Source organism: Micromonospora sp. NPDC051196 (assembly GCF_040682415.1).
In the GTDB taxonomy this organism is placed as follows: domain Bacteria; phylum Actinomycetota; class Actinomycetes; order Mycobacteriales; family Micromonosporaceae; genus Micromonospora.
The window spans coordinates 1-24131 of record NZ_JBFBAY010000010.1; the positions used below are offsets into that span (position 1 = coordinate 1).

Here is a 24131-nt window from a genome sequence, read left to right on the forward strand (position 1 = left end):
GCCCGCCAGCCTGTGGTGAGCGACGGGACCGGGCAGGTGCCCTAGCCTGGGGCGATGGCGGGCTGCGTGTTCTGCGGGATCGTGGCGGGCTCTACCCTCTCCCCACACCACCCACCACGCCGCACGCACCGCTCAACCCGCGCGTCGATCATGCACTTACTGTCGGGACACATGCCGCAGAAGTGATGTATCGGCGACCAGAGGTGCAAGATCGGCGTTATCTAGGAGAGCATCATGGGGTTCAGTGTGCTTGCGGGGACGCGGGCACCGGTGCGGGTCTGGACGGATCCGTACGGGATCGAGGAGCAGGCGGCTCGGCAGCTGCGCAACATCGGGGTGTTGCCGTGGGTGCAGGGGGTCGCGGTGATGCCGGACGTGCACTTCGGCAAGGGGGCCACGGTCGGCTCGGTGATCGCGATGCGGCAGGCCGTGTCACCGGCGGCCGTCGGCGTGGACATCGGTTGCGGCATGTCGGCGGTACGCACCTCGCTGACCGCCGCCGACCTGCCCGACGACCTCGCCGGGCTGCGTCGGGCCATCGAGGACGCCATCCCGGTCGGCTTCGCCCAGCGCGAGAACCCGGTCGACCCGCGTCGGGTCCGGGGTCTGGAGCAGCGCGGCTGGGCCGACTTCTGGCAGCGCTTCGCCGACCTGGATCGCCGGGTGGCGCAGCTTGAGACGCGGGCCCGCCGGCAGTTGGGCACCCTCGGCGGCGGCAACCACTTCATCGAGGTCTGCCTGGAGTCCGGCGGCGCCGACGCCGGCCGGGTCTGGCTGATGCTGCACTCCGGGTCGCGCAACATCGGCAAGGAACTGGCCGAGCGGCACATGGCGGTGGCCCGGCGGCTGCCGCACAACGCCGATCTGCCCGACCGGGACCTGGCGGTCTTCCTCACCGGCACGCCGGAGATGGACGCCTACCGCCGGGACCTGTGGTGGGCGCAGGAGTACGCGCGGCGCAACCGGGCGGTCATGCTCGCCGTGCTGATGAACCTGGTACGGGACCGGTTCCCACAGGTCAGCTACGACGAGCCGATCAGCTGCCACCACAACTACGTGGCCGAGGAGCGTTACGACGGAGTGGATGTGCTGGTCACCCGCAAGGGTGCGATCCGGGCCGGCACCGGTGACCTGGGCATCATCCCCGGGTCGATGGGCACCGGGTCGTACATCGTGCGTGGCAAGGGCAACGAGGCAGCGTACTGCTCGGCCTCCCACGGGGCGGGGCGGCGGATGTCGCGCGCCCAGGCCAAGCGGACGTACAGCACCGAAGACCTGGCGGAGCAGACGTCGGGAGTGGAGTGCCGCAAGGACGCCGGGGTGGTCGACGAGATCCCCGGCGCGTACAAGGACATCGCCGAGGTGATGGCCCAGCAGGACGACCTGGTCGAGGTGGTGGCCCACCTCAAGCAGGTGGTCTGTGTGAAGGGCTGACCGACGCCGGGATGACAGGGGGCCGCACGGTCATGGCCAGCGCTGCGGAAGTTCGTCACGCCCTCGCCGCTCTCGCCGATCCGGACCGGGCGGCGGGGGTGAGCCGGTACCTGCAGATGGTGCCCGGTGGTTACGGCGAGGGCGACCGGGCCATCGGTGTCACCGTGCCGGAGCAGCGGAAGGTGGTCGGCCGGTACTGGCGTGACCTGCCGCTCGATGCTGCGGCGCTGCTGTTGGGCGGTGACGTGCACGAGGAGCGGCTGACCGCGATCTTCATCCTGGTGCGCAAGTTCGCCAGGGGCGACGAGGCGGAACGCGGCGCCATCTTCCGCCTGGTCCTTGCCAACACGGATCGGATCAACAACTGGGACCTGGTGGACTCGTGCGCGCCGTACCTCGTCGGACCCTGGCTGATCGACAAGGACCGCGGCGTACTCGATCGCTTGGCCGCGTCGGACCTGGTGTGGGAGCGACGGATCGCCATCATGGCGACCTTCGCCTTCATCAAGGCCGGTGACTTCGAGTGGACCTTCCGGCTCAGCGAGCGGTTGCTGGGTGACCCGCACGATCTTGTCCACAAGGCGGTCGGCTGGATGCTGCGCGAGGTGGGCAACCGGGACCGGGCGGCGGCGGAGGAGTTCCTGTCCCGGTGGTACCGGGACATGCCCCGGGTGATGTTGCGGTACGCGATCGAGAAGTTCGGACCCCAGCGGCGCCGGCAGTATCTGACCGGGACGATCACGCCGCCGCAAGGATCGTGAGCCGGGGAGTGGGCTACAGCCAGCCGTTGTTGTACGCCACCCGGGCCGCCTCATGCGGGTCGGGGGCCCCGGTTTTCGACACGGCTGCCACGACGTGCGCCTGCAGCGTTGCACTGGACAACCCGAAGATGGAACGCAGCGCCGGCACCGGCGTGCCGTCGTGCAGCGCGGCCAGGATGCCGCGTTCGCGCTGGGTCAGCGGGCCGATGCGAGGGCGTTCGACCGCCCCGGTCGGCGCGGAACTGCTGTCGGCGAGTTCGATGTCGATGACCCGCCGCCCGGCGTGCACGTCCCGGATGGCGCGGCACAGTCGCTCGCTCGGCGCGTCCTTGACCAGGAAACCGGCCACCCCGGCCTGCATGGCCCGGTCGAAGTTGCCCGGCGTGCCGACGCTGGTCAGGACCAGGATGCGGACCGGCGAGCCGGCGTCCTTGAGGCGCTGCGCGGCGACGATCCCGTCCATGCCGGGCAGGTCGATGTCGACCACCGCGACGTCCGGCCGGTGCTGTTCGATCTCAGCCAGGATGGTGTCACCGCGCTCGGTCTCCGCCACGACCCTGATGTCGCTCTCCAACGACATCAGGGCCACCAACGCACCCCGGATAAGGTTCTGATCCTCAGCCACCAACACGCTGATCATGGCTTCTCCTCGGTTCTCAGCAAGGTATGAGCACGGTGAGGACGAATTCTCCGCCGGCGCGGTGACCGGCGGTGAGGCTCCCGCCCAGCGGGGCCAGCCGCTCGGCCAGGCCGGTGAGTCCGCTGCCACCGATGTCTTCGGTGGTAGCGGGGGTGGCCGCGCCGTCGTTGGCGACGTCGAGGCGTACCTCGTCCTCCGAGCGTCGCATGCTGATGCGGCACTTGCTGGCACTGCTGTGGCGAAGCAGGTTGGTCGCCGCCTCACGGACGGCCCAGGCGAGTACTTCCTCGACCGGTGCGGGCAGCGTCGCGGCCGGCGTCGCGACTTCGCACCGGACACCGGCGGCGACCAGCACCGACTGGACGCCCTCCAACTCCCGTTGCAGCGAGTCGCGACGGTAGCCCTTGACCACGGTACGGACGTCGCGCAGTGACTCACGGGCGATGCTGTACACGTCGTCCAGCTCCGACCGGGCACGCACCGAGTCTCGATCGAGCAGTCGCAGGGCGAGTTCACTCTTGAGCGCGATGGCGGAGAGATTGTGTCCCAGGGTGTCGTGCAGGTCGCGGGCGAACCGGACGCGCTCCGCGTCGACGGCGAGGCGGGCGACCTCGGCCCGGGCGGCGAACAGTTCCTCGATGAACGCGACCAGCACGATGATGCCGGCCAGCGCGGCGCCCGTGAGCACGTCCTGCACGGTCAGGAAGACGACGCCCGGAGTGTCGAGCACGATCCGTTCCACCGTGATCAGGACGAGCACCGCGGCGGACAGGAGCAGGCCGTGCCGGGGACGGAAGGTGACCGCTACGGCGGCGAGCGCCAGGAAGCCGATCACCTGCCAGTGCTGGTCGACGAGCACTGGCAGCAGCAGCACGATGCCGGTTATCAGCAGGGCGTCGTGGCGCCTGCGATTGCTCCACGGCTGGCGCATCGCGTGGGTGACCAACCGGATGAAGGCGGTGGCGACGACCGCGAAGCCGACGGCTCCGACGATCACCACCCACCAGGGGCGGCCGTCGGTGACCCCGGCGACGATGGGCAGTAGACCGAAGGCGAGCATGGCGACGGTGAAGACGTACGCGACGGTACGGGTGACCACGACCGCCCGGGCCCGGCGGACCTGCCCGGCGGCGGGCGATCCCGTGCCCGCCGCCGGGGTGATGGCAACGTGCCCGGTCGCCATCTCAGGCGCTCATTCCGACGCAGGCTCCTGGGCAGCTGACGGTGCCGATCGTGGCCATCGCCGCGCCGGCCGTGGTGCTGAGGTCCTCGACCGCGAGTTCGCCCGGGGCGGGCGGCAGGTCGGGGATCTCGTCGCCGTCACCGAGCACAATGCCGTATTCGGTGAGTACTGCGGTGGGGTCGAGCTGGTATCGGTTGGCGAGGGTGGGATCGGACCACGCGTCGGCGACCAACCGAGCAAAGCGGGTACGGTGTTCCGCCGGTACTGGGGCCATCGGTTTATCCCTTCCACGCGATCGGCTGGGGCGCCCCGCGCTGCCTGGCGCTGACGGGGGACAGCGGGCAGGCTGCGCGGGGCGCCCCAGGCGTGTTCGTCAGTTGACGATCGGCTCTTCGATGCCGAACGTGCCGGCGGTGCTGGCGGTGAAGGCGGTGCCACCGATGGTGCTGATGGAGCTCGCGCTGCCCAGCGTGCCCTCGGCGGCGCCGGCGGCGACGGCCTCCAGCGCCTCCATGCTCAGCTCGCCGCTCGGCTTCGGCGGCAGCAGCGGCGGGGCCACCGCGGCGGGGTAGTCGATGCCGTGCTCGGCCAGCACGTCGTAGGGGCTGGTCTGGTAGCGGTCGGCGAACGCGGTGTCGGACCAGGCGCTCGACACGATCTTGGCAAACTTCCGGCGGTCCTCGTCCGACAGGACGTAGATCCCTTCGGCCATGACGATCCTCCTCGTACCGCGCCAGCGGGGCCGGCGCTCGCGGATGTGCGAGGAGCGGACATCTGGACTGTCCGCTGCTCCGGTGGGCGCGGGATTGCGATCACCGGGCCGCCTCCGAAGAGTCACCGGTCTGCTGCTCTCCGGCGGATCGGCCATACCCATGGTGGCGTCCCGTCGGTGCAGCTAAACAGTAATCATCGACACGATCTGCACATGACGAGTGTCATGTCGATCGCCGGATCGCGGGCACGACCGACCTCACCCTCCTGTCCGCAGGGTGCGGTCAGAAGCTGGTCAGGCGCTGATCCAGCCCCGGTCGCGGGCGATGCGGATCGCGTCCACCCGGTTGCGGGCCCCGATCTTCGACATGATGGCCGACAGGTAGTTGCGCACGGTCCCCGGTGCGAGATAGAGCTTCGCGGCGACGTCGGACACGTCGGAGCCCTTGGCGACGTGGGAGAGGACGTCGCGCTCCCGCTCGGTCAGCGGGTTGGGGCCATGGTGGAACGCCGCCACGACGATCTCAGAGTCGATCACCCGCTCGCCCCGGTGCACCCGACGTATCGCGTCGGCCAACCGGGCCGGCGGCGCGTCCTTGGGCAGGAAGCCGGAGACCCCGGCCAACATCGCCCGGGCGATGTTCGCCGAGTCGGCGTGACTGGTCAGGATGATGGCCCGGCACGCCGGCAACTGTTGGCTCAACACGCTGGCCGCCGCCAGGCCGTCGATGCCGGGCAGTCCGATGTCGAGTACGGCCACGTCGGGCCGGTGCGCCAGCGCGTTGGGCAGGATCGCGGTGCCCTCGGCAACCTCCGCCACCACTTCGAGATCCGCCTCCAATGACAGCAGCGCGACGAGCGCGCCGCGAACCATGTGCATGTCCTCGGCCAGCAGGATCCTGATCATCGAATTGCCTCCACCATCGCTGCCTCCGTGACCGTGCTCGGCACGAAGACCACCAGTTCGAAAGATCCGCCACCGAGCGGGCCGGCGTGCAGTCGCCCGTCCAGTTCGAGCAGGCGCTCACGCAGGCCGTCCAAGCCGCTGCCGGCCGGGTGAGGCGGTCCGGAGGGCACGCCGTCGTTGACGATCCGCAGCCTGAGGCCGTCGTCCTGCGCCCGCAAGGTGATCGAGCAGTGCCGGGCGGTACTGTGCCGCAACACGTTGGTGGCGCCCTCCCGCAGGGCGAAGGCCAATGGGGTGGCGGCGTCGGGCGGCAGCGTGTCCAGCGGCACAGCGTCCACATCGCACGTGATGCCGGCCGAGGTGAGTACCGAGGTCACCCCGGTCATCTCGCCGGCGAGCGAGACGCTGCGGTACCCGGCCACCACCTCCCGGATGTCGCGATGCGCCTCCCGGGCCAGCCCGATCACCTCGTCGATCTCCCGTTCGGCGGCCTCCGGCCGGGTACGCAGGACGGCGGCGGCCAACTCACCCTTGAGCGCGATGGCGCACAGCTGGTGCCCGAGCACGTCGTGCAGGTCGCGGGCGAAGCGCAGCCGCTCGACGTCGACGGCCCGGTGCGCGAGGGTGGAGCGCAACCGGTGCACCTCCCACACCAGGGTCGCCATCTTGACGAAGCCGAAGACCACCGCGCCGGTCAACGCGACGCCGAGCGTGGCGTACGCGACGTCGCCCTGCTCCTCGTGGACGAGCAGGGCGAACGGGACCTCCGCCACGACCACCCCGAGGTAGGCGACATAGGACAGCGGCGAACGCAGGGTGATCAGCGCCGAGGCGGCCAGGAAGGACGGCACCCCCAGCCATGCGTCGCCGGCCAGCGGAGCCGGCGCGTACGACAGGATCGCCTGTAGCAGCAGGGTCCACGACCAGGTGACCGGCGGTTCTCCGCGCAGCCCGTGCCAGGTGTGCCGGAACTGCAGCAGCGCCACACCGGTGAGGGCGAGCAGGGCCAGTCCGGCGTTCGGCGCCGTCTGAGTGGTGATCACCCGCGATGCGGGGATGCTGAGGTAGGCGATCGAGAGGAGGAAGACCAGCGTCTGCGCGGTCCGCACCGCCACGCCCGTCGTCGCGCTCTCCGCATGGGGTGTAGGACCCACGTCGACCATCCATCTACCCCCAAGCACTTGCCAATAAATCCTCACATTCATCGATGGGGACAGCAACCAGCCGAACAGATGCCGTTATTCGGCCGCCTTACCGCTTTCCTTCCCAGCGAAAGAAGCGGCGGGTGGCGATCAGACCCACCGCCCACCAGACTCCGAGCACCGCCGCGTCCAGCGGTAGAGCGCCACCGCCGTAGAACGCCGCTCGGACCGCGTCGACCAGGGCGGTCACCGGCAGCAGTTCCGCCAACGTCTGCAACCAGTCCGGGAAGACCGATAGCGGAACGAATATTCCCGAGCAGGCGAAACAGGCGAACAACACCGGAATGCAGAGAATCTGAGCGCTCTCTGCATTAGGGATGAGAGCCGTGTAAGCCGCCGCCAACACGGCGAACACCGCAGTCCCGTAAGCGAGGGCGACCACCAGCAGGAGCGGATTCTCCGGAGCCGGCACGCCCAGGGCGACCAGCCCGATCGCCAGCAGCAACCCCAACTGCAACCCACTGAGGACGTACGCGGTGAGCACGTTGCCGGCCAGGATCGACCGGTCGGACAGCTCGGTCCCGCGCAACCGTTTGAGAATCAACGCGTCCCGGCGGCTGGTCAGGGTCACCACCAGGGTGGTGAACGTGGAGTACACCGTGATCATGGCGATCATGGCGGTCAGGAAGTGCCCCCGGTAGGGCACCCCGTCCCAGTCGAGGCCCGCCGGCACGGTGAACGGGATGCTGACGCACATCGCCACCGGCACCAGGAACGTCGGCACCACCAGGGCCCGGTTGCGCCAGAACAATCGCTGCTCCAGTCGCCACACCGCCACCGAGCCGCCGACCACCGTCACTGCGCTCATTGGTGCCCCACTTCCTGCGGCACGGAATCGACCGGGCCGCGTTGCCGATCGGAGCCTCGGTCGACCAGCCCCAGGTAGACCTCCTCCAGACTGGCCGGTCGGACCGCCACCTGCGGCAACACCCGGCCACGGGCCGCCGCCCAGGCGAACACCTCGGCGGCCGTGTCGTCCGGCGTGCGGGTACGGATCACGACCCGGCCGGCGGAGTACTCGGCCGGCCAGTCGGCCGGCAGGTCGTCCGGCAGCCGGTCCGCCGCGAAACTGACCGTGCCGGCCCCGGCCGAGAGTACGGTCGGCAGGTCCCCCGAGACCGTCAGCCGCCCGGCCTCCAGCATCAACACCCGCCCGGCCAGCCGCTCGGCCTCCTCCAGATAGTGGGTGGTGAGCAGGACCGTCGTGCCACCGGCGGCCAACCCCTCGATGACCTCCCAGGTGTTGTGCCGGGCCTCCGGGTCCAGCCCGGTGGTCGGCTCGTCGAGGAACAGCACCCGGGGCCGGTGCAGTATCGCCAGCGCGAGATCCAACCGGCGCCGCTGCCCGCCGGACAACCGGCCGACCCGGATGCGGGCCTGGGCTCGCAGATCCACCAGATCGAGCACCTCGTCGGGGGACAGCGGATTTCTGCCGAACCGGCGCCACGCCCGTACCGTCTCCGCGACGGTCAACTCACCGAGGAAGCCGGCCTCCTGCAACATGATGCCGACGCTGCGGCGTACCGTCGCCCGGTCCTTGAACGGGTCACCGCCGGCCACCCGGACCCGCCCCGAGGTCGCCGCCCGGTGCCCGGCCAACACCTGCATCGTGCTGGTCTTCCCGGCGCCGTTGCGGCCCAGCAGAGCCACCACCTCGCCGGCCGCGACGTGGAAACTCACCCCTTGCACCGCCCGCACCGAGCCGTACGCCACCGTCAGGTCGTCCACCTCGATCATGACGGCTCCTCCGGCACGGCGCGGTCGTGGCGGGCGGCGCTGAGCAGCTGTCCGGCCCGCTGCGCCCAGTCCGGGTCGTTGGCGCCGCGCCAGTTGGTCCGGCCCTGGTGCGGATCGGTACCGTCAGCCCAGCGCGGCAGGCTGCCGAGCATGAATTCGCCGACCGACGACTCGACCTGCCAGTCCAGCCCGAAGACCCGGGCCGACAGGTGGGCGTCCCCGCTGCCGAGGCCGCACGGAGCCAGTCCCATCGCGGTGGCGACCAGGTACGCGGTCTGGTACGCGACGCCGACGTGCTTGAGCGTGGCGGCGTACCCCATCGCGTCGTACTTCCAGGTCATCCGGCCGAAGCGGGAGGTGAAGGTGATCAGCGCGTCCGGTGTGGGGGCTCCACCGGTGGCCTGCGCGGCACCGGCGAGCAGCCCCTGGATCAGCGTCGGATCGTCGCAGACCCGGATCAGCCGGTGCTCCCCGGCGTCGTAGTGGTAGGCGGCCCGCGCCAGACCGGCCACCCGGTGCGCGGTGACGTAGATCTCCAGGTCACCCGAGGCGCCTCCGGTCGGGTACGGCCGATCGACACCCTCGTACGGCATCCGGTTGTCGTGGTCGGGTCCGTACACCGAGCGGACCCGACCGACCCGGTAGAGGAACTCGGCCAGTTGCGCCAAGGTCATCGGCTCGGCGCCGAATCCCCGCACCGAACGGCGCGCCTCCTGCACCAGCACCAGTGGCGGGTCGCTGGCCCGCAACGCGTCGAAGTCCGGTCGCGGCAGCACCAGCGCGGGGCCGGCCGGGGCGGGCTTGACCGCCGGCAGCGGTGGCCGCACGTCGACGAACGGGAAAGTGGCCCCGAACGACTCGTCGGTCCGCCCGCACCGGCTGCGGGAGTGGAAGTACAACTCGTGCAGGTCCCACTGGTCGGCGGCCGGGTCTACCGCGTCGGTCAGCGCAGCGGCGGCGAGGAAGCCGACCAGTTGCCGGATCGCGGTGTCGTCCAGTCCCAGCCGACCAGCCAGCTCCGGCACGGTGAGCGGCTCGGCGAGCGCGCCGACGAGGGCGAGCGACTGTTCGTGCAGCACGGTGACCCGGAACGGCGCGAGCCCCGACTCGACCACCAGTTGGCCGTCGCGGCGGCGCAGCAGTGCCAGCCGGGACAGCGCCACCGGACCGTCCCCCTGGTACGGGGCAGGGGTGAAGCGGAGGTCACTGGTCAGTGCGGTGACCCGCAGCCAGCCCGGTTCACCGGCCGGGCCGAGCTGCTGCTCCAGCGCGCTGCCGATCCGGTCCAGCAGCCAGTGCAGCCGGGCCAGTACGGCGATCTCGTCGTCCGTTCCGGTGGCCCCGGCGGTGGCCAGCGCCAGACGTTCCAGATCGGTCGGTGTCACCTCTTTCGCGGCGAGCGCCTCAAGCACCGCGACCATGGGCAGGTCGCGTTCGCCGACGGCGGCCCGGCCGTGCCGGGACCACAGGGTGAGCTGCCCGCCGCCGGGCACCAGTCTGCTCGTCGGTTCCAGCCGTAGGAGTCGTTCGTACGGCCGGGTCGACTGTGTCAGGGTCATCGCACCCCTCCAAACCAGGGACGGAACATGCCGCCGGTCACAGGAACATCGGAATGGGGTTCAGGGCGTCCTCCGGCGTGGGTTGGTCGAGCCAACCGAGCCGGACCGGTACGTCGTAGAGCCGTCCGGCGCCGAACCGGGCCCAGAAGTGCCGCATACCGGGCACGATGACCTTGACCACCGGCAGTTCCAGGTCGGGCCGGGTCTGATCGAGCACCAGCATCTGCATGCCGGCCCGCTCGACGAGCCCGCGTACGGTGTCCACGTCGTCCTTGAGGTCGGCGGAGGCCAGGTTGCGGTGCGTCGCCACGGTCGACACCTGCGCCGACGGTGCCAGGTAACCCTCCGTGGCCAGCGTGGCGTGTCGCCACCAGCCCTGCTGGACCGGGTCCGGATAGGCGTAGCCGGTGCCGTCGGGCTGCACGTCGATGACCGCCGGAAGGAACTGGTTCATCTCGCTCAGCGCCCGTTGCACCGCGGTCTTCGCGTCCAGGTGGGCGCCGAAGGCCATCAGGATGTCCTCGGCAGGCTTGTCCGTGCGCCGGCTGATCGCTGCGGCGACCGGGATGCCGAGGTCGGCGGTCAGGTCGAGCACCCACAGGTCGCGGTTGAGCCCGGCGTAGACCTCCCGGAACTCGTCGAACCACGGCTCGCCGAAGCTGTCCAGGTCGAACCGGGGCATGTTCAGCCGGTTGTACCACCACAGTGCGACGCTGTCGCGCTCGACCAGTTCCAGGAAGCCCTGCAGCACGGCGTCCTCGATGCTGGACCCGGCGGCGTTGCCGTTGGAACAGGCCGATGCGAACAGCTCACCGGGCCGGCTCGGGTACTGGAAGTACAGGTGTGCGGTCGGCACGTGGAAGTGCCGCTCGTGGGTCAGCGACCAGACCGGGCTCCATTCGATCGGCCGGTCGGCCGGCAACGGGTCGCAGACGATCTGGAAACTCGACCGTTGTGCCGCGTTCCATGCGACCCGGTTCTCGTGCTGCCGAGGACTGTAGAGCTGCAGGTCGTTCGGGGCCAGCGCCCGGTCGCCCAACTCCGCCGAGGTGGCGGTGATCCGAGGCTCGTCGCCGACGTACAGCCCGCTGTAGCGCTCGATGGCCTCGCAGATCGCGCTGGCCCGGGCCTGGGTGTCGGTGGTGCCCTTGCCGGCCGCCATGCTGCGCAGTCCGCTGCGCAGGTGCCGCAGGTTGTGCACCCGGCGAGCGAAGTTGTGCCCGGCGTAGTACCCCTTGACGAACTCCCGGCCGGTGGCGAAGGGACGCAGCTCGCGTACCACGCCGGTGACCGAGCTGACCTGCGGGGAGTAGCGGGCCAGCACCTCGTCGGGACGCTGGGCCCGGTGCCCGCCGTCGCCGGTGTAGGTCTTCGTCCGTGACGCCAGGCGTACCGGTGCGGCGAACCGCCGGGCGACCAGCTCCGGTTCACCGCAGGACGGGCACTGCGGGCGGCGGTGCAGCGGATGCCGCTGGGTGTCGAGATAGATCGTGTCGAGAGTGAGGATGCCGTCCTCCTGCTCGGTGGCGAGGCCGGCAAGGTGTTTGACCGCCTCCAGCGCGGTCAGCCGCGCGCCGATCTCCCGGGTGGTCGGCAGGTCGGCCAGCGGCACCCGCAGCGGGCCGACGTGTTCGAGCTTGTCGCGCAGATACTCGTCGACCTGCCGGTGCCCGGCCAGCCGGAACGCCACGCACGCCCAGCAGCCGTGCGTCCGGCTCGCCGGCTTGAACGTCGGGCCGATCCACAGCACCGAACCGATCGGCTTGGTCAGCAACCACGGGCGGCCGCTGCGCAGTGCCGCGTCGTTCTGCTCGGCCAGCTCCGGGTTGAGGTAGTTGTCGGTGGCCACCACCGACAGGTCGACCTCGGAGGTGCCACCGGCGACCGCCGGCCTGACCCGCAGGCCGGCCGCCCCGAGCGCGGCCAGCAGCGGCTCCGGGTCGACCTCGCCGACGACCGACAGGCCGACCGTGGCCGCAGACAGCTTGTCGGCGACGACTTCGGCGCTGGACCCGGCCATGTCCCAGAAGGCCGACTCGCGCTGCGGCAGTTCGGGATCGACCCGGAGCACGATCCCCATCCGGACCAACCGCTCGATGAGGAAGAGCACGCGCTCCGGCGGTTCGTCGTCGAGCGCGTCGAGCACGTCGTCGACGTCGTGCTTGCCGTCCAGCAGCGGCATGACCCGCTCGGTCAGCTCACCCTCGATGACCTGGTGGCCACGCTCGGAGAACACGTAAACGGCTTCGCCGGGCACGTTCTCCACACGCAGGTTCCGGCGTACCCGTGGACGGATGGTCATGGAATCTCTCCCGTCAGCTCATCGTTCGAAGCGAGGTCACGTCCTCTTCGGCCAGCGCCAGGCAGGCCAGCCCGGCCGCCGCGAGACCATCCACCGCGGACAGCTGGGTCCGGTCGGCGCGGCGGCGGTCGGGGAACCAGCGGCGCTGGCTGGCGCGGCGGCTCAGCAGCGTACGGGCGGCGGCGTGCGCGGCCGTGCGGTGCTGCTCGTCGCCCTCGCCCCGCCACGCCGCCAGGCCCAGTTCGATCCGGTCGAGCAGGTCGGCGCTGGACGGCGGCCCGGCCAGCACCGGTGCCACCGCCTCAGCGGGCCGGGCCCGGCCGAGTGCCGCGGCGGCGACCGTCGCCGCCAGCCGCCCACCGGGGGTGGAGTCGACGGCCAGCACCAGGTGCTCCCCGTCGGTGCTCAGGCCGTGCCGGGCGGCGTACTGGGCCAGCGCCATCGCCACGCCCGGTGCCCCGGACGGCAACGCGTCAAGCAGCGGGACCCCGGCCGGGTACGCCGACGGCACTCCGCCCGGCAGCTCGGCGAGAAGCTGCTCGTACAGGCTCGCGGCCAGTTCGTCGGCTGCCGCGCAGGGCTGCGCCTCGGTGAGCTTCAGCAGGGCCAGCAGCAGGCCGGCCCGACCGGTCACCGGATCGGCGAGGCTCGTTCCGGTGGCCAGCAGGTCACGGGCTGCGGGCACCAGGCTCTGCGCTTGGGCCAGCAGTTGCGGATCGCCGATCACCTGCCCGCAGCGGGCCAGCGCGTAGATGGTCGCGCCGATGCCGACGAACCCGCCGACGGGCGGCCGGCCACCGGCCATCCGCCGGTAGAGGCTGGCCTGCCCGGCGATCGCGGAGAACTCGGTGGTGGCGGCCAGCGCGTCCTGCGCGAACGCCCAGTAGGTCGGCTTGCCGGTGGTCTGGTAGAGCTCGGCGAGGAAGACCGCGATCCCGGCGGTGCCGGTGAGCAGGTCGCCATGCAGCGGTTCGAGTTGGTCGAGACCGAAGGCCGGGTAGTGGACCGCGCCGACCCAGCCGTGCTGCCCGTCGCCGACCGGCACGGCCGCGGCGATGATGTCGTCGGCCGCCGCGCAGGCGCCCGCGAGTAGCTGGCCGTGGTCGACCTCGGCCCGGAACGCCTTGGGGTGGTAGATGGAGATTCCCAGCTGGGCCGGATCGCGGCGACCGTCGGGATCCCCGGGCGGCGGGGCCCAGACCGGCCGGCCACCGGAGGCGAAGTCCAGGCAGGCGGCCAGTGCCTCCTCCGGCATGGGTGCGCCGCATTCGGCCCGTTCGACGAGTTCGTCGAGGCGGTCACGCAACCGCTGCCAGGCGGTACCGGAGAAGTGGTTGTCGACCCGGGAGCCCTCCGGGGTGTGTACCGTCGAGGTCATCGGCTCGGACTGGAACAGTGGGATGTCCAGCCGGCGCAGCGACTCGATCTCCCGCTCGATCATCTCCAGGCTGTCGGTACGGCGCGGGTCGGTGTGCAGCACCTCGCGGGCCCCCCGGAACAGCCGGGCCAGCACGATCTCCCGGGCCACCCCGTCGGTCAACGCCAGCGGCCCGGACGCGACCTGCAACATCGCCAGGTAGTCCCAGGTACTGCGCCAGATGTAGCGGACCCGGGCCCGGGACAGCAGGTGCAGGGGGCCGCGCTCGGCGGCCAGCGCAGTCGCGTTGGCGACCAGGCAGGCGTCCATCTCGCGGTAACCGGTCAACACGTCGTCGGCGTGCTCCGCCGGGTCGACCGGTCGGCCGTCGACCATCGGCCGGTACGGTGGCGGCTCCCACCCTTCCGGGAAGCCGTCGGAGTCGACCGCCAACTGTTCCTGCATGGGCGCGCAGCAGCCGATGTCGTGCGCCCGCCGGCCGGGCGCCCCGATCCGTGGGTAGGACACTACAGCGGTCTTGGCGACGCTCTCCTCGACCTCGTGCCAGAGTGCCTCGGCACGCGGGCCGAGCAGCACCGGCTTGCGCATCCGGCCCTGGAGCACGTTCTCCAGGTCGATGAACATCGGCCGTTCGCCGATGGCGATGAGGTTGTCGGCCCACAGGTCGCGGCATTCCAGGAGTTGGGCCAGCCGGGTGAGCATGCCGAGTCGGCGGTAGAACCGGGCCGGGTCCTCGCCGCTGACGCAGGGCCGGGCCACGACGTACTCCTCCCAGCCGTAGCCGTCGCGCAGCAGCACCTGCCGGGTGGTCAGGTCCAGCGGCAGCCCGTGGGTGTTGAGGAAGGTCAGCACGTCCATGAAGCCGGCGACGCTGCTGAGGTCCTTCGGCTTGTAGACGACCCGCTGGCCACCGACGAACGACAGCAGGCTGACCGTACGGCCGCTGTCGTGCAGGTCACCGGAGTCACCGGAGTACGAGGCGAGGGCACCCGGGTCGGCCCAGGCCCACAGCTCGCGGCGCAGCATGGGCAGGTCCTGATGCAGCCGGTCGAAGACCTCGCCGACGGCCCGCTTGTAGTTGAGGCAGGTCACCCCGATCAGGTAGGCGAGGCCGGGCAGACCCTCCAGCCGGCTCAGCCAACCGAGCCGGCTGACGTCGATGCCGGCGCGGCCGTACCAGTTGACCGGAGTTGCCGAGCCGTCGGCGATCTGGAGTTCGAAGCCGAGCGCGGCGTGGCACACCTTGATCAGACGTTGCACCAGTTGACCGGTGACGTCGTCGGCGGCCTCCGGAGTCAGGGCCACACCACGCAACCTGCCCTGGCGCATCCCGGTCAGCCGGGCCGCGGCCCGCTGGAAGGAGACGAAGACCCCGCCGACGAGTTCGGCGGCCGGGTCCTGTGCGGCGGTAGGCGGCTGGGCGAGCAGGAAGTCCACCAGGGCGTACGACCAGTCGGGCAGCTTGCCCGGGTCGCGTACGACCACGTCGACCAGCCCGGCGCCGAGGTCGCGGTTGGTCTGCTGACGGTGCAGCAGCAGGGCCCGCAGGGACACGTCGTCCTCGGCGACCGCGGAACGCAGCCACCGCTGTGAGCGTTCGGCGAGTTTTCGGCGCCCGCCGGAGCGGACCGGGGCGAAGTAGACGCCGGCCTCCCGCTCGTCGAACGGCGCCGCCAACGCGATGACGCTGAGCAGCCGTTCGTCGGCACCGCCGAGACCGAGCAGGGTGTCGGGTGCGGACATGGTACTACCCAGACCGATGGATGCGCTGGTCGTGGTCATCAGGTGACCTCCTGCCTGGCGACGAGTCGAGCGAACAGCGGTGCGGTGGCGACAAGGTCGTCGAAGGTTCCCTCGGCCGCGATCCGTCCGCCGTCGAGCACGTAGATGCGGTGTGCGGCACGGATGGTGCTGAGCCGGTGCGCGACGACGATCCGGGTGACGTCGAGGTCGGCGATGCGGTCGGTCACCTTGCGCTGAGTGATGTTGTCCAGCGCGCTGGTGGCTTCGTCGAGCACCAGCACCGGCGGCTGCTTGGCCAGGGCGCGGGCCAGCATCAGCCGTTGGATCTGACCACCGGAGAAGGCCTTGTTGTCCTCACTGACCATGGTGTGCAGCCCCATCGGCATGTCACGGACCTCGTCGGCGAGCCCGGCGAGGCGCAGCGCCTGCCAGACCGCCTCGTCGGTGAGGTCCTCGGTGCCGGCGGCCACGTTGTCCCGGATCGAGCCGCGTACGGCTCGGGCCTGCTGGAGCACCACGCCCAGTTGCGCCCGGACCGCCCGTACGTCCAACTCGGACAGGTCACGGCCGTCGTAGCGGACCGCGCCGGAGCTGGGCGGCACGAGGCCGAGCAGCAGCCGGATCAGGGTGGACTTGCCGGCTCCGGACGGACCGACGACGGCGATGAACTCGCCCGGCTCGGCCGTGATGCTGACCCGGTCGAGGACGGGTCGGCCGGTGCCGGGATAGGTGAAGGTGACCTCGTGCAGCTGCACCCGGCCGCGCAGCCGGCCGGGATCTGCGGCGCCCGGTTGCACGTCTGGCGGGGCGGCCAGCACCGGCGCCAGCCGACGGTACGCGGCGACCAGGGAGAACGCCGAGATCACGCCCCCCTGGAGCATCCCGACCGAGGCGGCGAACTGCCCCACCGCGATGCTGGCTGCGACGAAGGTGCCGAGGGTGACGTCCTGGCGCAGGGCGACCACGAGGCCGAGCGCGGCCAGCAGGGTCGGCTGGAGTGCCGCCGCGCAGGCCGCCACCCGCGCCTGCCACCGCAGCGTTTCGGCGTCGGTGGACCGCTGCCGGGCGTACCGCTGCGCCCAGCCGGCGAAGACCCGTTCCTCCCGGGCCGCGACCTGGATCTTCTCGATCGCCAGCAGGGCGGTGTGCAGGAAACCGGCGACGGCGGCGAACGCCTCCCGGTTGGCCAGCTCGTGGCGCTGTTGACGGATGGCGGCGTAACTCGCCGCGCCCATCAGCAGCACGGTCGCGGCGAGCACGCAGCCACCGACCAACGGGTGGACGAAGATCAGTGCGGCCAGGCTGACCAGCCCGAAGGCACTGCCGAGTACGCCGGCGGCGACGCTGTCGGACAGTGCCTTACGCATCTCGGTGACCGAGTTCGCGCGCTGGACCAGGTCGCTGGTGCCCATCTCTTCGAGTGCGCGTACGTCCCGGCTGAGCAGGTGAGCCCAGACCGCCGGTTCCAGCCGCAGTTGCAGCCGGCCCTGGAGTCGGACCAGGGCGGCGTTGCGGGCCGAGAGCAGCAGCGCGTTGGCCACCACGAAGCTGGCGATCAGCGCGGCCAGGCTCCACAGCAGTTGACCGCCCACGCTGCCACCGGCCACCCCGGTGATGATCCATGCCGACAGGAACGGCAGGACACCACCGATCAGCGCGGCGAGCAACCCGGCCGACAGCAGGAAACGCAGGTCGGCCCCGGCGCCGCGGGCGGCGAACCGGAGCAGGTGACGGCCGGTCACCGCTTCGCCCGACGACAGCGGAGGGTAGACCTGCCAGGCGGTCTGGTCGTACTGCGCCGTGCTGGCGGCGGTGACCGGGCGACCGTCGGCGGTGCGGTAGCCGCGCCGGGCCGGCAGGAGCGCCACGGCCGGCCCACTGTCCGTAAAGACGATCAACGGGGCCGCGCCGCGCCGGTACCAGCGGCCGTCGAGCCGTACCTCGGTCCAGTGCAGTCCGGCGGCGCGCAGCGCGGCGATCAGACCCAGGCCCGGGGTGGGCTGCGGCAGGTCGTAGTGGGCGGCGAGGGTCTGCGCGGCGTCGCAGTCCGGTCGTTCGGGCCGCTCGGCGGCGGCTGCGGCGAGCTGTCGCCAGGCCTCGTCCACGGCGGCGAGATCCGCACCGGCCCGCCCGGTGGTGGGATCGGTACCGGTCCGCCGGGTGGCGGCTCGGTCGACCAGCGCGTCCACGGTGACCGGGTCGACGGTGGTCATACCGGCCGCCCGTCGGTGGCCAGCCGGCGGTAGACGCCGTCGACGTCGATCAGTTCGGCATGGGTGCCGCGTTGCACGATCTCACCCCGGTCGAGCACCAGGATCATGTCGGCGTCGCGCACGGTGGAGATCCGGTGGGCGATGAACATGCAGGTGACCCCTCGGCGGCGAAGTGCTTCCAGGACTGCGAACTCGGTGGTCGCGTCGAGCGCACTGGTCGCCTCGTCGAGCACCAGCAGCGGCGGGTCGGCCGCCAGCGCCCGGGCCAGTTCCAGGCGCTGCTGCTCACCGCCGGACAGGTTGCGGGCGTGTTCGTTGACCGCACCGCTGTCCAGGCCACCACGTTGCTCGACCAGTCGGTCGATGCGAGCGTCGAGCAGGGCGGCCCGGAGCCGCTCCTCGGGCAGGGTCGGATCCCACAGCGTCAGGTTGTCGCGCAGATTGCCTTCGAAGAGTCGCAGCTGCTGCTCCACGTAGCCGATCGACGCGGCGAGCGTACGGCGGGAGTAGGTCTCGCGGGGCCGACCGTCGAGCAGCACCGCACCGCTCCACGGTTCGGCCGCGCCGACGGCCAGCCTGGCCAGGGTCGACTTGCCGCTGCCGCTGACACCGACCAGGGCGACCCACTGTCCGGGTTCGACGGTGAAGGAGATGTCCCGGACCAGCGGCGGGCGGTGCCTGTCGTAGCCGAAGCTGACCCCGTCGAACTGGATCCGGCCGGACAGCCGGGTCGGATTCTCCGGTTCCGGCGCGGCGGTCGGCTCCAGGACGGTGGCCCGGGCCGGATGCGGGGTGGCCGCCAACGCGTCGTCGATCACCGAGACGTGCACCCGGGTCACCTGGATCTCCGAGCCCAGTCCGACGAGCAGCCCGAGTGGGGCGAGCATCGCTCCACCCACCAGTTGGGCGGTGAGCAGCGTGCCGAGGTCGATCCGGCCGCCGGCGACGTCGTGCGCGCCGACCAACGCCAGTCCGGCCAACGCGGCCGGACCGATCGCCGCGCTGAGCGCCATCACCCCCAGCGTCGCCGAGGCCAGCGCATTGGCGGCGTCCAGTGTCCGGCCGGCGGATCGGGCCCAGGACGCGAAGAGCCACCGCTCGGCACCGTCGGCCTTGACCGCCTCGATCATCTTGAGTCCGCTGTGTGCGGTGCTGTCCCGCCGCAACTGCTCGAACAGCAGCCGTTGCTGATGTGGACCGGCCCGGCGCCGGACCACGTTCAGCAGCACGATCTGTGCCGCCATCGCCAGCGACATGACCACCAGCAGCCGGGGTGCCAGATAGCCGATGAAGAGTCCGTACCCGACCACGGTCACCGCTGCCGCGGCGGGCAGCACGACCCGCTCGGACAGCGCGATGGCGAGACCGTCGTTCATCTGGGTCCGGTTGACCAGGCCGCTGAGGTGCCGGCGGTGGAAGAACTCGCCTGGCAGCCGCAGCAGCGCGGTCAGGTACCGGCTGGAGAACCGGGTGGCCATCACCGCCAGCGCGGTGGCGAAGATTCGTTGCTGCGCCCACCCGGCCAGCGCGGCCAGCAGCGCAACGCCGACCAGGATCGCCAGCAGAGCCGGGCGCCAGGCCAGGTCGCCGAAGATCAGTACCCGGTTGAGCACGGCCCGCATGGTCAACGAGGCCAGCAGGGTCGGCACCGCGGCGACACCGCCGAGCAGCGCCCCGGCGAGGATCATCGGCGCGTACGGCCGGATCCGCTGCGCCACCGCGCGGGCGAACGGCCAGCGGTCACCGCCCGGCTCGAACTCCGGTGTGCGGCCGGCGACCAGCACCGGGCCGTTGGCTCGGGTGGCGAACTCGGTCGGAGTCAGCGGCAGCCGCCCGACAGCCGGGTCGTTGATCCAGGCCCGGCCGCGCCGGACGCCCTCCAGAACCGCGTAGTGCCGGCCGTCGAGGAGTACCACCGCCGGCACCGGCACCCGGGAGGCCATGTCCAGGTCGGAGGTGTCGATCCACCGGCCGGTGACCTTGAGCCCGTAGCCGGCGGCGGCCCGCGCGAACCCGGAGGCGGTCATCCCGTCCCGACCCACCCCGCAGCGGTCCCGCAGTTCGGCCAGCGGCACCCGCCGGCCGTGATGGTTGAGGATGATGCTCAGGCAGGCCGCACCGCAGTCGGCATCCTCCATCTGCGGTGTCTCGACGGTGCGGACGGCCCGTTGCCGGCGGGGCTGCGGCTGGGGTTCCTCCGCCGGCCGTGTCGCGGCCTGGTTGTCGGCGAGGACGACCATCACCGACCACCTCCGAGCAGTACGTCGACGGGCCGTTCGGTGCCGACGATGAGGTCCAGGCGGATCGGGGTCAGGGTGGCGCCCGGCCAGGCCGGCACCCCGAGGTCGACCAGGACCGGCCGGACCAGTCGGTCGTCGGCGTACCCGGGCAGTCGCGCAATCCCGTACCGGCCGGCGAGATCGGTGGTGGTCAGCGGGTACGCCTCGACCTGGGTGACGGTGCCGGTCAGGCCGGCGCCGCGGACCTGTGCCCCGGCCGGAATGCCGGCCGGCCGGCCGGCGTCGAGCAGCAGCAGCGCGGACAGTCGCTGGTCGGTGCGGTCGACGGTGCCGAGGGTGGCGCCGCCGTCGACCTGGGCGCCGGGCCGGGCGGTCAGCGTGGTGAGGATCCCGGTCACCGGGCTGGTCACCGCGACGGTTTTGCCGTCGCCCCGCAGGGTCAGCAGCACCTCCCCGGCCTTCACCGGCCGACCGACGGTCGCCCTGACCGAGGCGACCGTGGCCGGGGCCGGGGCGGTCACCAGGGCCGGTCCCCGTCCGGCCAGCAGGATGCCGTCCAGCGACACCGTCGACTCGATTCGGGCGACGACGGCCCACGCCGTACCGGCGCCGAGCGCCAGGAGTACGGCGACCAACAGGGCCCAGCTACGCCGGGTGGTCAGGCGTACGACGTCGTCCAGTTCACCGGTTCGTGGCATGGAGCCTCGCCTCCGCTCGGATCGACAGGGGCTCGCCGGCCGGGGTGACCGTCACCGGCAGCGAGTCGTACGTGAGCAGCGCGGCGGTGTGCCTGCGCCGGGTCGGACCGGATCCGGCCCGCAGGCCCTCGTACGCCGCCAGTTGCCGCAGTACCTCGGCGGCCTGGACACGGGCCATCGCCGCGCCGAGGCAGTGATGCGGCCCGCGACCGAACGCGAGGTGCCGGCCGGCGCGGCCGGGCCGGAACTCGTCGGGGCGGTCGAAGACGGCCGGGTCCCGGTTGGCCACCGCCCAGAGCAGGAACACCGGGTCGTTGGCCTCGATCACCTGGCCGTCCACTTCGATCGGTTCGACGGCGCGCCGCGCGGCGAGCCAGACCGGGCTCTCCAAGCGCAGGCACTCGTCGACCACGTCGAGGGCGCGGTCGGGTTCGCGGCGCAGCTCGGCGGCCAGTCCCGGCTGCCGCAGCAGGGCCGCTACGCAGGTCGAGACCGCCGCGGTGACGGTCTCCAGACCGTTGATGAACAGCAGCGCCACGAACGAGACGAACTCGTCGTGGCTGAGCCGTGGATCCGTGCCGCAGGAGGCGCCGAGCAGTTCCGCGACGAGGTCACCGGTGCGGTCGCGGCGTGCGGCGGCGAGTTCGTCGATGAACCGCAACATCTCGTCGACCTGCCGGTGCATGTCGGCCAGTTGGTCGGCGGTCTGACCGAAGCGGAAGAGTTGGCCGGTCAGCGTGCGGGCCCACCGGTCGACCCGGGACCAGCTCTCGGTCGGCAGGTCGAGCAGCCGACAGGAGGTGAGTACGGGCAGCCGCTCGGCGATCGCCGGCACCACGTCGAACTCTGCGCCGTCGGCCGTCGCCTGCGAGATCAGGTCGGCGACGAGGTCGCGTACGGTCCGGTCGAGGGCGTTGGTGCGGCGGGCGCTGAACGCGCCGGACACGAGCTGCCGCAGGCGCCGATGGGCGGTACCGTCGCGGAAGCTCAGCATCCGACCGAAGATCAACTCCAGTCGTTCGGACTGGGTCAGGGGCAACGGCGGGTCGCCGGCCCGTGGATCGATCACGAGCCGCGGGTCGCCCGCCAGCCTCGACACCTGCTGATAGCCCGACACCAGCCACAACCCGGCGGTACGCAGCACCGGCGCCTCGGTGTGCAACCGCCGGTAGAGGCTCGGGTCGTCCCGGGTGGACGGGTCGAGCAACAGCGCGTGTCCCACCGCGGGCAGCCCGGACATCGCGTTACTCCGCCAACGGGGTGCTGCCGACCCAGCAGAAGGTGCCGAGGCAGAAGCACGGGACCGGTTCGGTCGGCCCGGTGGCCAGGTTCTCCACCCGCAGGAGATCCTGGGGTGCACCGGCGGCGCCATCCAGCCAGGAGGCCGCGAGTGCGGCGGCCCGCGCACGGATCACACTGACGGTGTCTGCTCCGAAGTCGCGCATGTCGTCTCTCCTGAAGTGGTGCATCTGGTTCGAGCGCGGGCCAGCAATTCCGGATAGGATGAAGCCAGCTGTGGGTATCTGGACTACCCACAGCTGTTTCATGTCGGCCAGCTGTTTCATGTCGGCTGCCCGCGAACGGGCCGCCGGGCTCTCATCCGGTTGCTCTCCGCGCCTGCGTCGGCTTGGCTGCGTTATGGATCAGTGTTTCCCGCAGCGATCAGCGGCGGTAGGGCGCCGTACACGTCCCACTCATGACAGTTGTCATCCATTGAGGTCGGTGCCGGCTCCCGTGCTGACTCGGCGTCCCGCATGATCCATGGACCTGGCGCCCCGGCGGCACTCCGTCGGGCAATGATGGACGGATGCTGCCACTGCTCCACTCCCTGCCGGCCGAGCCGTACGCCGGCTGTGTAGCGATGCCCGGCCGGCTGGCCTGCGCTCAGTTGCAGCCGTACGTGTTCGGTTATGCGGGGTTCCACGCGTCGGTCGACGGGCCACTGCGACGTCGGATGCTGCCGTTCAGCCTCACCACGTTGATCGTGGACTTCGCCGGGCGGGGAAGCTGGGTCACCGGAGCGCGTGGCGTTCATGCGGTACACGAGCAGGCCGAGTGGCGGCACGGTGTGGCGATCGGGCTGACGCCGGTGGGGGTGTCCACGCTGTTGGGCGTACCGGCGGCGAAGCTGGTCGGCGCGACCGTGGAGCCGGCGGCGTTGCTCGGCGCCCGCGCGGTCGAGCTGGCGGACCGCCTGGGCTCGGCGTCGAGCTGGCCGGCACGGTTCGCGCTGCTGGACGGCCTGCTGACGGCGTGGCTGCCGGAGCGGGGCCGCCCGCCTGACGCGGCGGTGACCCGCGCGTGGTGGCGGCTGCACCGGCCGGGACGGACGGTGGGGGAGGTGGCGGCCGGTCTGGGCGTCAGCCGGCGCGGGCTGGAGGTGGGCTTCCGACGGCACATCGGCATGTCGCCCAAGACGGTGGCGCGAGTGGCCCGCTTGCAGTACGCGGTACACCGGCTCGGTCGGCCCGGAGCCGGGCTCGCCCGGGCCGTCGAGTGCGGATACGCCGACCAGTCGCACTTCAACCGAGAGATGCGGGCCCTGGCCGGGGTCACGCCGAGCGCATTGTTCGCATTTCTCCAAGACCTGCGGGCGCTGCCCGCCTACCGTCGCAGTTCATGACGTTGAGTGGAAAGACGGCGTTGGTGACCGGCGGTTCGCGGGGGATCGGACGGGCCATCGTACGGCGTCTCGCTTCCGACGGCGCGCGGGTGGTGTTCAGCTATCGCGACAACGTGACCGCCGCCGACGAACTGGCCGGCGAGTTCGAGCGGGTGAGCGCCGTCCGCGCCGACCAGGCCGACCTGGCCAGCCTCGACGCGCTGTTCGGCACGGTGATCGACGGTCTGGACATCCTGGTGAACAATGCGGCGATCAACCCGCCGTCGCCGATCAGGAAGCTGACCGGGGCACAGTTCGACGAGGTGATGACGGTCAACGTCAAGTTTCCGGCGCTGGCCATCCGATGGGCCGCCGAGGTGATGCGTGACCACGGCCGGATCATCAACATCTCCACCCTCAACACGGTGGTGCCGGCACCCGGTGCCGTCCTCTACTGTGCCAGCAAGGCGGCGCTGGAGCAGTTCACCGCCGTCGCCGCACGTGAGCTGGGCGATCGGGGCATCACCGTCAACGCGGTCTCGCCGGGCGCCACCGACACCGATCTGCTGCGCGCCAGCAACCCGCCCGAGGCGCTGGCCCGGACGACGGGGTTGACCGCGCTGGGCCGGCTCGGCCGACCTGAGGACATCGCCGACGTGGTGGCCTTCCTCGCCGGCCCGGACGCGCGCTGGATCACCGGACAGAACATCCGAGCCACCGGCGGCCTCCTGCTCTGACCTCCGCCCGGCAACACCCCGTCGATCATGCACTTGCTGTCGCGGCAAAAGCCACAAACAGCACTCATCGGCGACCGGAAGTGC

20 protein-coding genes are annotated in these 24131 nt (G+C 71.3%); 4 read left to right on the forward strand and 16 right to left on the reverse strand.

The window, feature by feature from the left end:
- The first annotated feature begins 234 nt into the window (after nt 1-234).
- Entirely contained in the window at nt 235-1434 is a 1200-nt protein-coding gene (locus tag AB0M35_RS19430) for an RtcB family protein (RefSeq protein WP_363746945.1), read from the forward strand.
- Nucleotides 1435-1466: 32 nt separating this feature from the next.
- Complete coding sequence (locus AB0M35_RS19435) at nt 1467-2195, forward strand: DNA alkylation repair protein (RefSeq protein ID WP_363746946.1); 729 nt, start codon at nt 1467-1469, stop codon at nt 2193-2195.
- A gap of 13 nt (nt 2196-2208) precedes the next feature.
- Here AB0M35_RS19435 and AB0M35_RS19440 read toward each other — a convergent pair whose 3' ends face one another.
- The 16 genes from AB0M35_RS19440 to AB0M35_RS19515 all read right to left on the reverse strand — a co-directional run bounded on the left by AB0M35_RS19440 (nt 2209) and on the right by AB0M35_RS19515 (nt 22153).
- Entirely contained in the window at nt 2209-2835 is a 627-nt protein-coding gene (locus AB0M35_RS19440) for a response regulator transcription factor (protein ID WP_363746947.1), read from the reverse strand.
- A 16-nt stretch (nt 2836-2851) separates the two neighbouring features.
- The gene (locus tag AB0M35_RS19445; RefSeq protein WP_363746948.1) at nt 2852-4018 is read right to left on the reverse strand and encodes a sensor histidine kinase; all 1167 of its coding nucleotides are present in this window, start codon (nt 4016-4018) and stop codon (nt 2852-2854) included.
- A 1-nt stretch (nt 4019) separates the two neighbouring features.
- A complete protein-coding gene (locus AB0M35_RS19450) occupies nt 4020-4292 on the reverse strand; it encodes a TIGR04351 family putative TOMM peptide (RefSeq protein ID WP_363746949.1) in 273 nt (90 codons plus the stop codon).
- Nucleotides 4293-4391: 99 nt separating this feature from the next.
- Nucleotides 4392-4730, reverse strand: a complete 339-nt coding sequence (locus AB0M35_RS19455; RefSeq protein ID WP_363746950.1) for a TIGR04351 family putative TOMM peptide — start codon at nt 4728-4730, stop codon at nt 4392-4394.
- 294 nt (nt 4731-5024) lie between these two features.
- Nucleotides 5025-5636, reverse strand: coding sequence for a response regulator transcription factor (locus tag AB0M35_RS19460; protein ID WP_363746951.1), 612 nt, complete (start codon nt 5634-5636; stop codon nt 5025-5027).
- Nucleotides 5633-6790: a histidine kinase gene (locus AB0M35_RS19465; RefSeq protein WP_363746952.1), complete on the reverse strand. Its 1158-nt coding sequence runs from the start codon at nt 6788-6790 to the stop codon at nt 5633-5635. The genes AB0M35_RS19460 and AB0M35_RS19465 overlap by 4 nt, the downstream gene beginning before the upstream one ends.
- 97 nt (nt 6791-6887) lie before the next feature.
- Nucleotides 6888-7646, reverse strand: a complete 759-nt coding sequence (locus AB0M35_RS19470) for an ABC transporter permease (RefSeq protein ID WP_363746953.1) — start codon at nt 7644-7646, stop codon at nt 6888-6890.
- Nucleotides 7643-8575 (reverse strand): ABC transporter ATP-binding protein, encoded by a 933-nt coding sequence (locus tag AB0M35_RS19475; RefSeq protein WP_363746954.1) that lies wholly within the window; start codon nt 8573-8575, stop codon nt 7643-7645. The genes AB0M35_RS19470 and AB0M35_RS19475 overlap by 4 nt, the downstream gene beginning before the upstream one ends.
- Nucleotides 8572-10134: a SagB family peptide dehydrogenase gene (locus AB0M35_RS19480; protein WP_363746955.1), complete on the reverse strand. Its 1563-nt coding sequence runs from the start codon at nt 10132-10134 to the stop codon at nt 8572-8574. Before AB0M35_RS19480 ends, AB0M35_RS19475 begins: the two co-directional genes overlap by 4 nt.
- A 37-nt stretch (nt 10135-10171) precedes the next feature.
- The gene (locus tag AB0M35_RS19485; protein WP_363746956.1) at nt 10172-12436 is read right to left on the reverse strand and encodes a TOMM precursor leader peptide-binding protein; all 2265 of its coding nucleotides are present in this window, start codon (nt 12434-12436) and stop codon (nt 10172-10174) included.
- Nucleotides 12437-12449: 13 nt separating this feature from the next.
- Nucleotides 12450-15596 carry a type 2 lanthipeptide synthetase LanM gene (gene lanM, locus AB0M35_RS19490; protein WP_363746957.1) on the reverse strand — a complete coding sequence of 1049 codons (3147 nt, stop codon included), beginning with the start codon at nt 15594-15596 and terminating at the stop codon, nt 12450-12452.
- Entirely contained in the window at nt 15596-17770 is a 2175-nt protein-coding gene (locus AB0M35_RS19495; RefSeq protein WP_363746958.1) for an ATP-binding cassette domain-containing protein, read from the reverse strand. The genes lanM and AB0M35_RS19495 overlap by 1 nt, the downstream gene beginning before the upstream one ends.
- Nucleotides 17767-20010, reverse strand: coding sequence for an ATP-binding cassette domain-containing protein (locus AB0M35_RS19500; protein WP_363746959.1), 2244 nt, complete (start codon nt 20008-20010; stop codon nt 17767-17769). Before AB0M35_RS19500 ends, AB0M35_RS19495 begins: the two co-directional genes overlap by 4 nt.
- Entirely contained in the window at nt 20010-20708 is a 699-nt protein-coding gene (locus AB0M35_RS19505; protein ID WP_363746960.1) for a biotin/lipoyl-containing protein, read from the reverse strand. The genes AB0M35_RS19500 and AB0M35_RS19505 overlap by 1 nt, the downstream gene beginning before the upstream one ends.
- Nucleotides 20692-21948, reverse strand: coding sequence for a cytochrome P450 (locus AB0M35_RS19510; RefSeq protein WP_363746961.1), 1257 nt, complete (start codon nt 21946-21948; stop codon nt 20692-20694). The genes AB0M35_RS19505 and AB0M35_RS19510 overlap by 17 nt, the downstream gene beginning before the upstream one ends.
- A gap of 4 nt (nt 21949-21952) precedes the next feature.
- A complete protein-coding gene (locus AB0M35_RS19515) occupies nt 21953-22153 on the reverse strand; it encodes a hypothetical protein (protein ID WP_363746962.1) in 201 nt (66 codons plus the stop codon).
- Nucleotides 22154-22515: 362 nt separating this feature from the next.
- Between AB0M35_RS19515 and AB0M35_RS19520 the strand changes: the two genes are divergently transcribed.
- Nucleotides 22516-23331 (forward strand): helix-turn-helix transcriptional regulator, encoded by an 816-nt coding sequence (locus AB0M35_RS19520; protein ID WP_363746963.1) that lies wholly within the window; start codon nt 22516-22518, stop codon nt 23329-23331.
- Nucleotides 23328-24047, forward strand: a complete 720-nt coding sequence (locus AB0M35_RS19525) for an SDR family oxidoreductase (protein ID WP_363746964.1) — start codon at nt 23328-23330, stop codon at nt 24045-24047. Before AB0M35_RS19520 ends, AB0M35_RS19525 begins: the two co-directional genes overlap by 4 nt.
- Nucleotides 24048-24131: the final 84 nt, after the last annotated feature.

Coding starts and splice junctions, on each gene's coding strand:
- AB0M35_RS19495 (WP_363746958.1), bottom strand. CDS start 17,770: ATGACCACCGTCGACCCGGTCACCGTGGACGCGCTGGTCGACCGAGCC.
- AB0M35_RS19520 (WP_363746963.1), top strand. CDS start 22,516: ATGCTGCCACTGCTCCACTCCCTGCCGGCCGAGCCGTACGCCGGCTGT.
- AB0M35_RS19505 (WP_363746960.1), bottom strand. CDS start 20,708: ATGCCACGAACCGGTGAACTGGACGACGTCGTACGCCTGACCACCCGG.
- AB0M35_RS19460 (WP_363746951.1), bottom strand. CDS start 5,636: ATGATCAGGATCCTGCTGGCCGAGGACATGCACATGGTTCGCGGCGCG.
- AB0M35_RS19510 (WP_363746961.1), bottom strand. CDS start 21,948: ATGTCCGGGCTGCCCGCGGTGGGACACGCGCTGTTGCTCGACCCGTCC.
- AB0M35_RS19500 (WP_363746959.1), bottom strand. CDS start 20,010: ATGGTCGTCCTCGCCGACAACCAGGCCGCGACACGGCCGGCGGAGGAA.
- AB0M35_RS19430 (WP_363746945.1), top strand. CDS start 235: ATGGGGTTCAGTGTGCTTGCGGGGACGCGGGCACCGGTGCGGGTCTGG.
- AB0M35_RS19485 (WP_363746956.1), bottom strand. CDS start 12,436: ATGACCATCCGTCCACGGGTACGCCGGAACCTGCGTGTGGAGAACGTG.
- AB0M35_RS19445 (WP_363746948.1), bottom strand. CDS start 4,018: ATGGCGACCGGGCACGTTGCCATCACCCCGGCGGCGGGCACGGGATCG.
- AB0M35_RS19480 (WP_363746955.1), bottom strand. CDS start 10,134: ATGACCCTGACACAGTCGACCCGGCCGTACGAACGACTCCTACGGCTG.
- AB0M35_RS19525 (WP_363746964.1), top strand. CDS start 23,328: ATGACGTTGAGTGGAAAGACGGCGTTGGTGACCGGCGGTTCGCGGGGG.
- AB0M35_RS19440 (WP_363746947.1), bottom strand. CDS start 2,835: ATGATCAGCGTGTTGGTGGCTGAGGATCAGAACCTTATCCGGGGTGCG.
- AB0M35_RS19450 (WP_363746949.1), bottom strand. CDS start 4,292: ATGGCCCCAGTACCGGCGGAACACCGTACCCGCTTTGCTCGGTTGGTC.
- AB0M35_RS19470 (WP_363746953.1), bottom strand. CDS start 7,646: ATGAGCGCAGTGACGGTGGTCGGCGGCTCGGTGGCGGTGTGGCGACTG.
- lanM (WP_363746957.1), bottom strand. CDS start 15,596: ATGACCACGACCAGCGCATCCATCGGTCTGGGTAGTACCATGTCCGCA.
- AB0M35_RS19455 (WP_363746950.1), bottom strand. CDS start 4,730: ATGGCCGAAGGGATCTACGTCCTGTCGGACGAGGACCGCCGGAAGTTT.
- AB0M35_RS19475 (WP_363746954.1), bottom strand. CDS start 8,575: ATGATCGAGGTGGACGACCTGACGGTGGCGTACGGCTCGGTGCGGGCG.
- AB0M35_RS19435 (WP_363746946.1), top strand. CDS start 1,467: ATGGCCAGCGCTGCGGAAGTTCGTCACGCCCTCGCCGCTCTCGCCGAT.
- AB0M35_RS19515 (WP_363746962.1), bottom strand. CDS start 22,153: ATGCGCGACTTCGGAGCAGACACCGTCAGTGTGATCCGTGCGCGGGCC.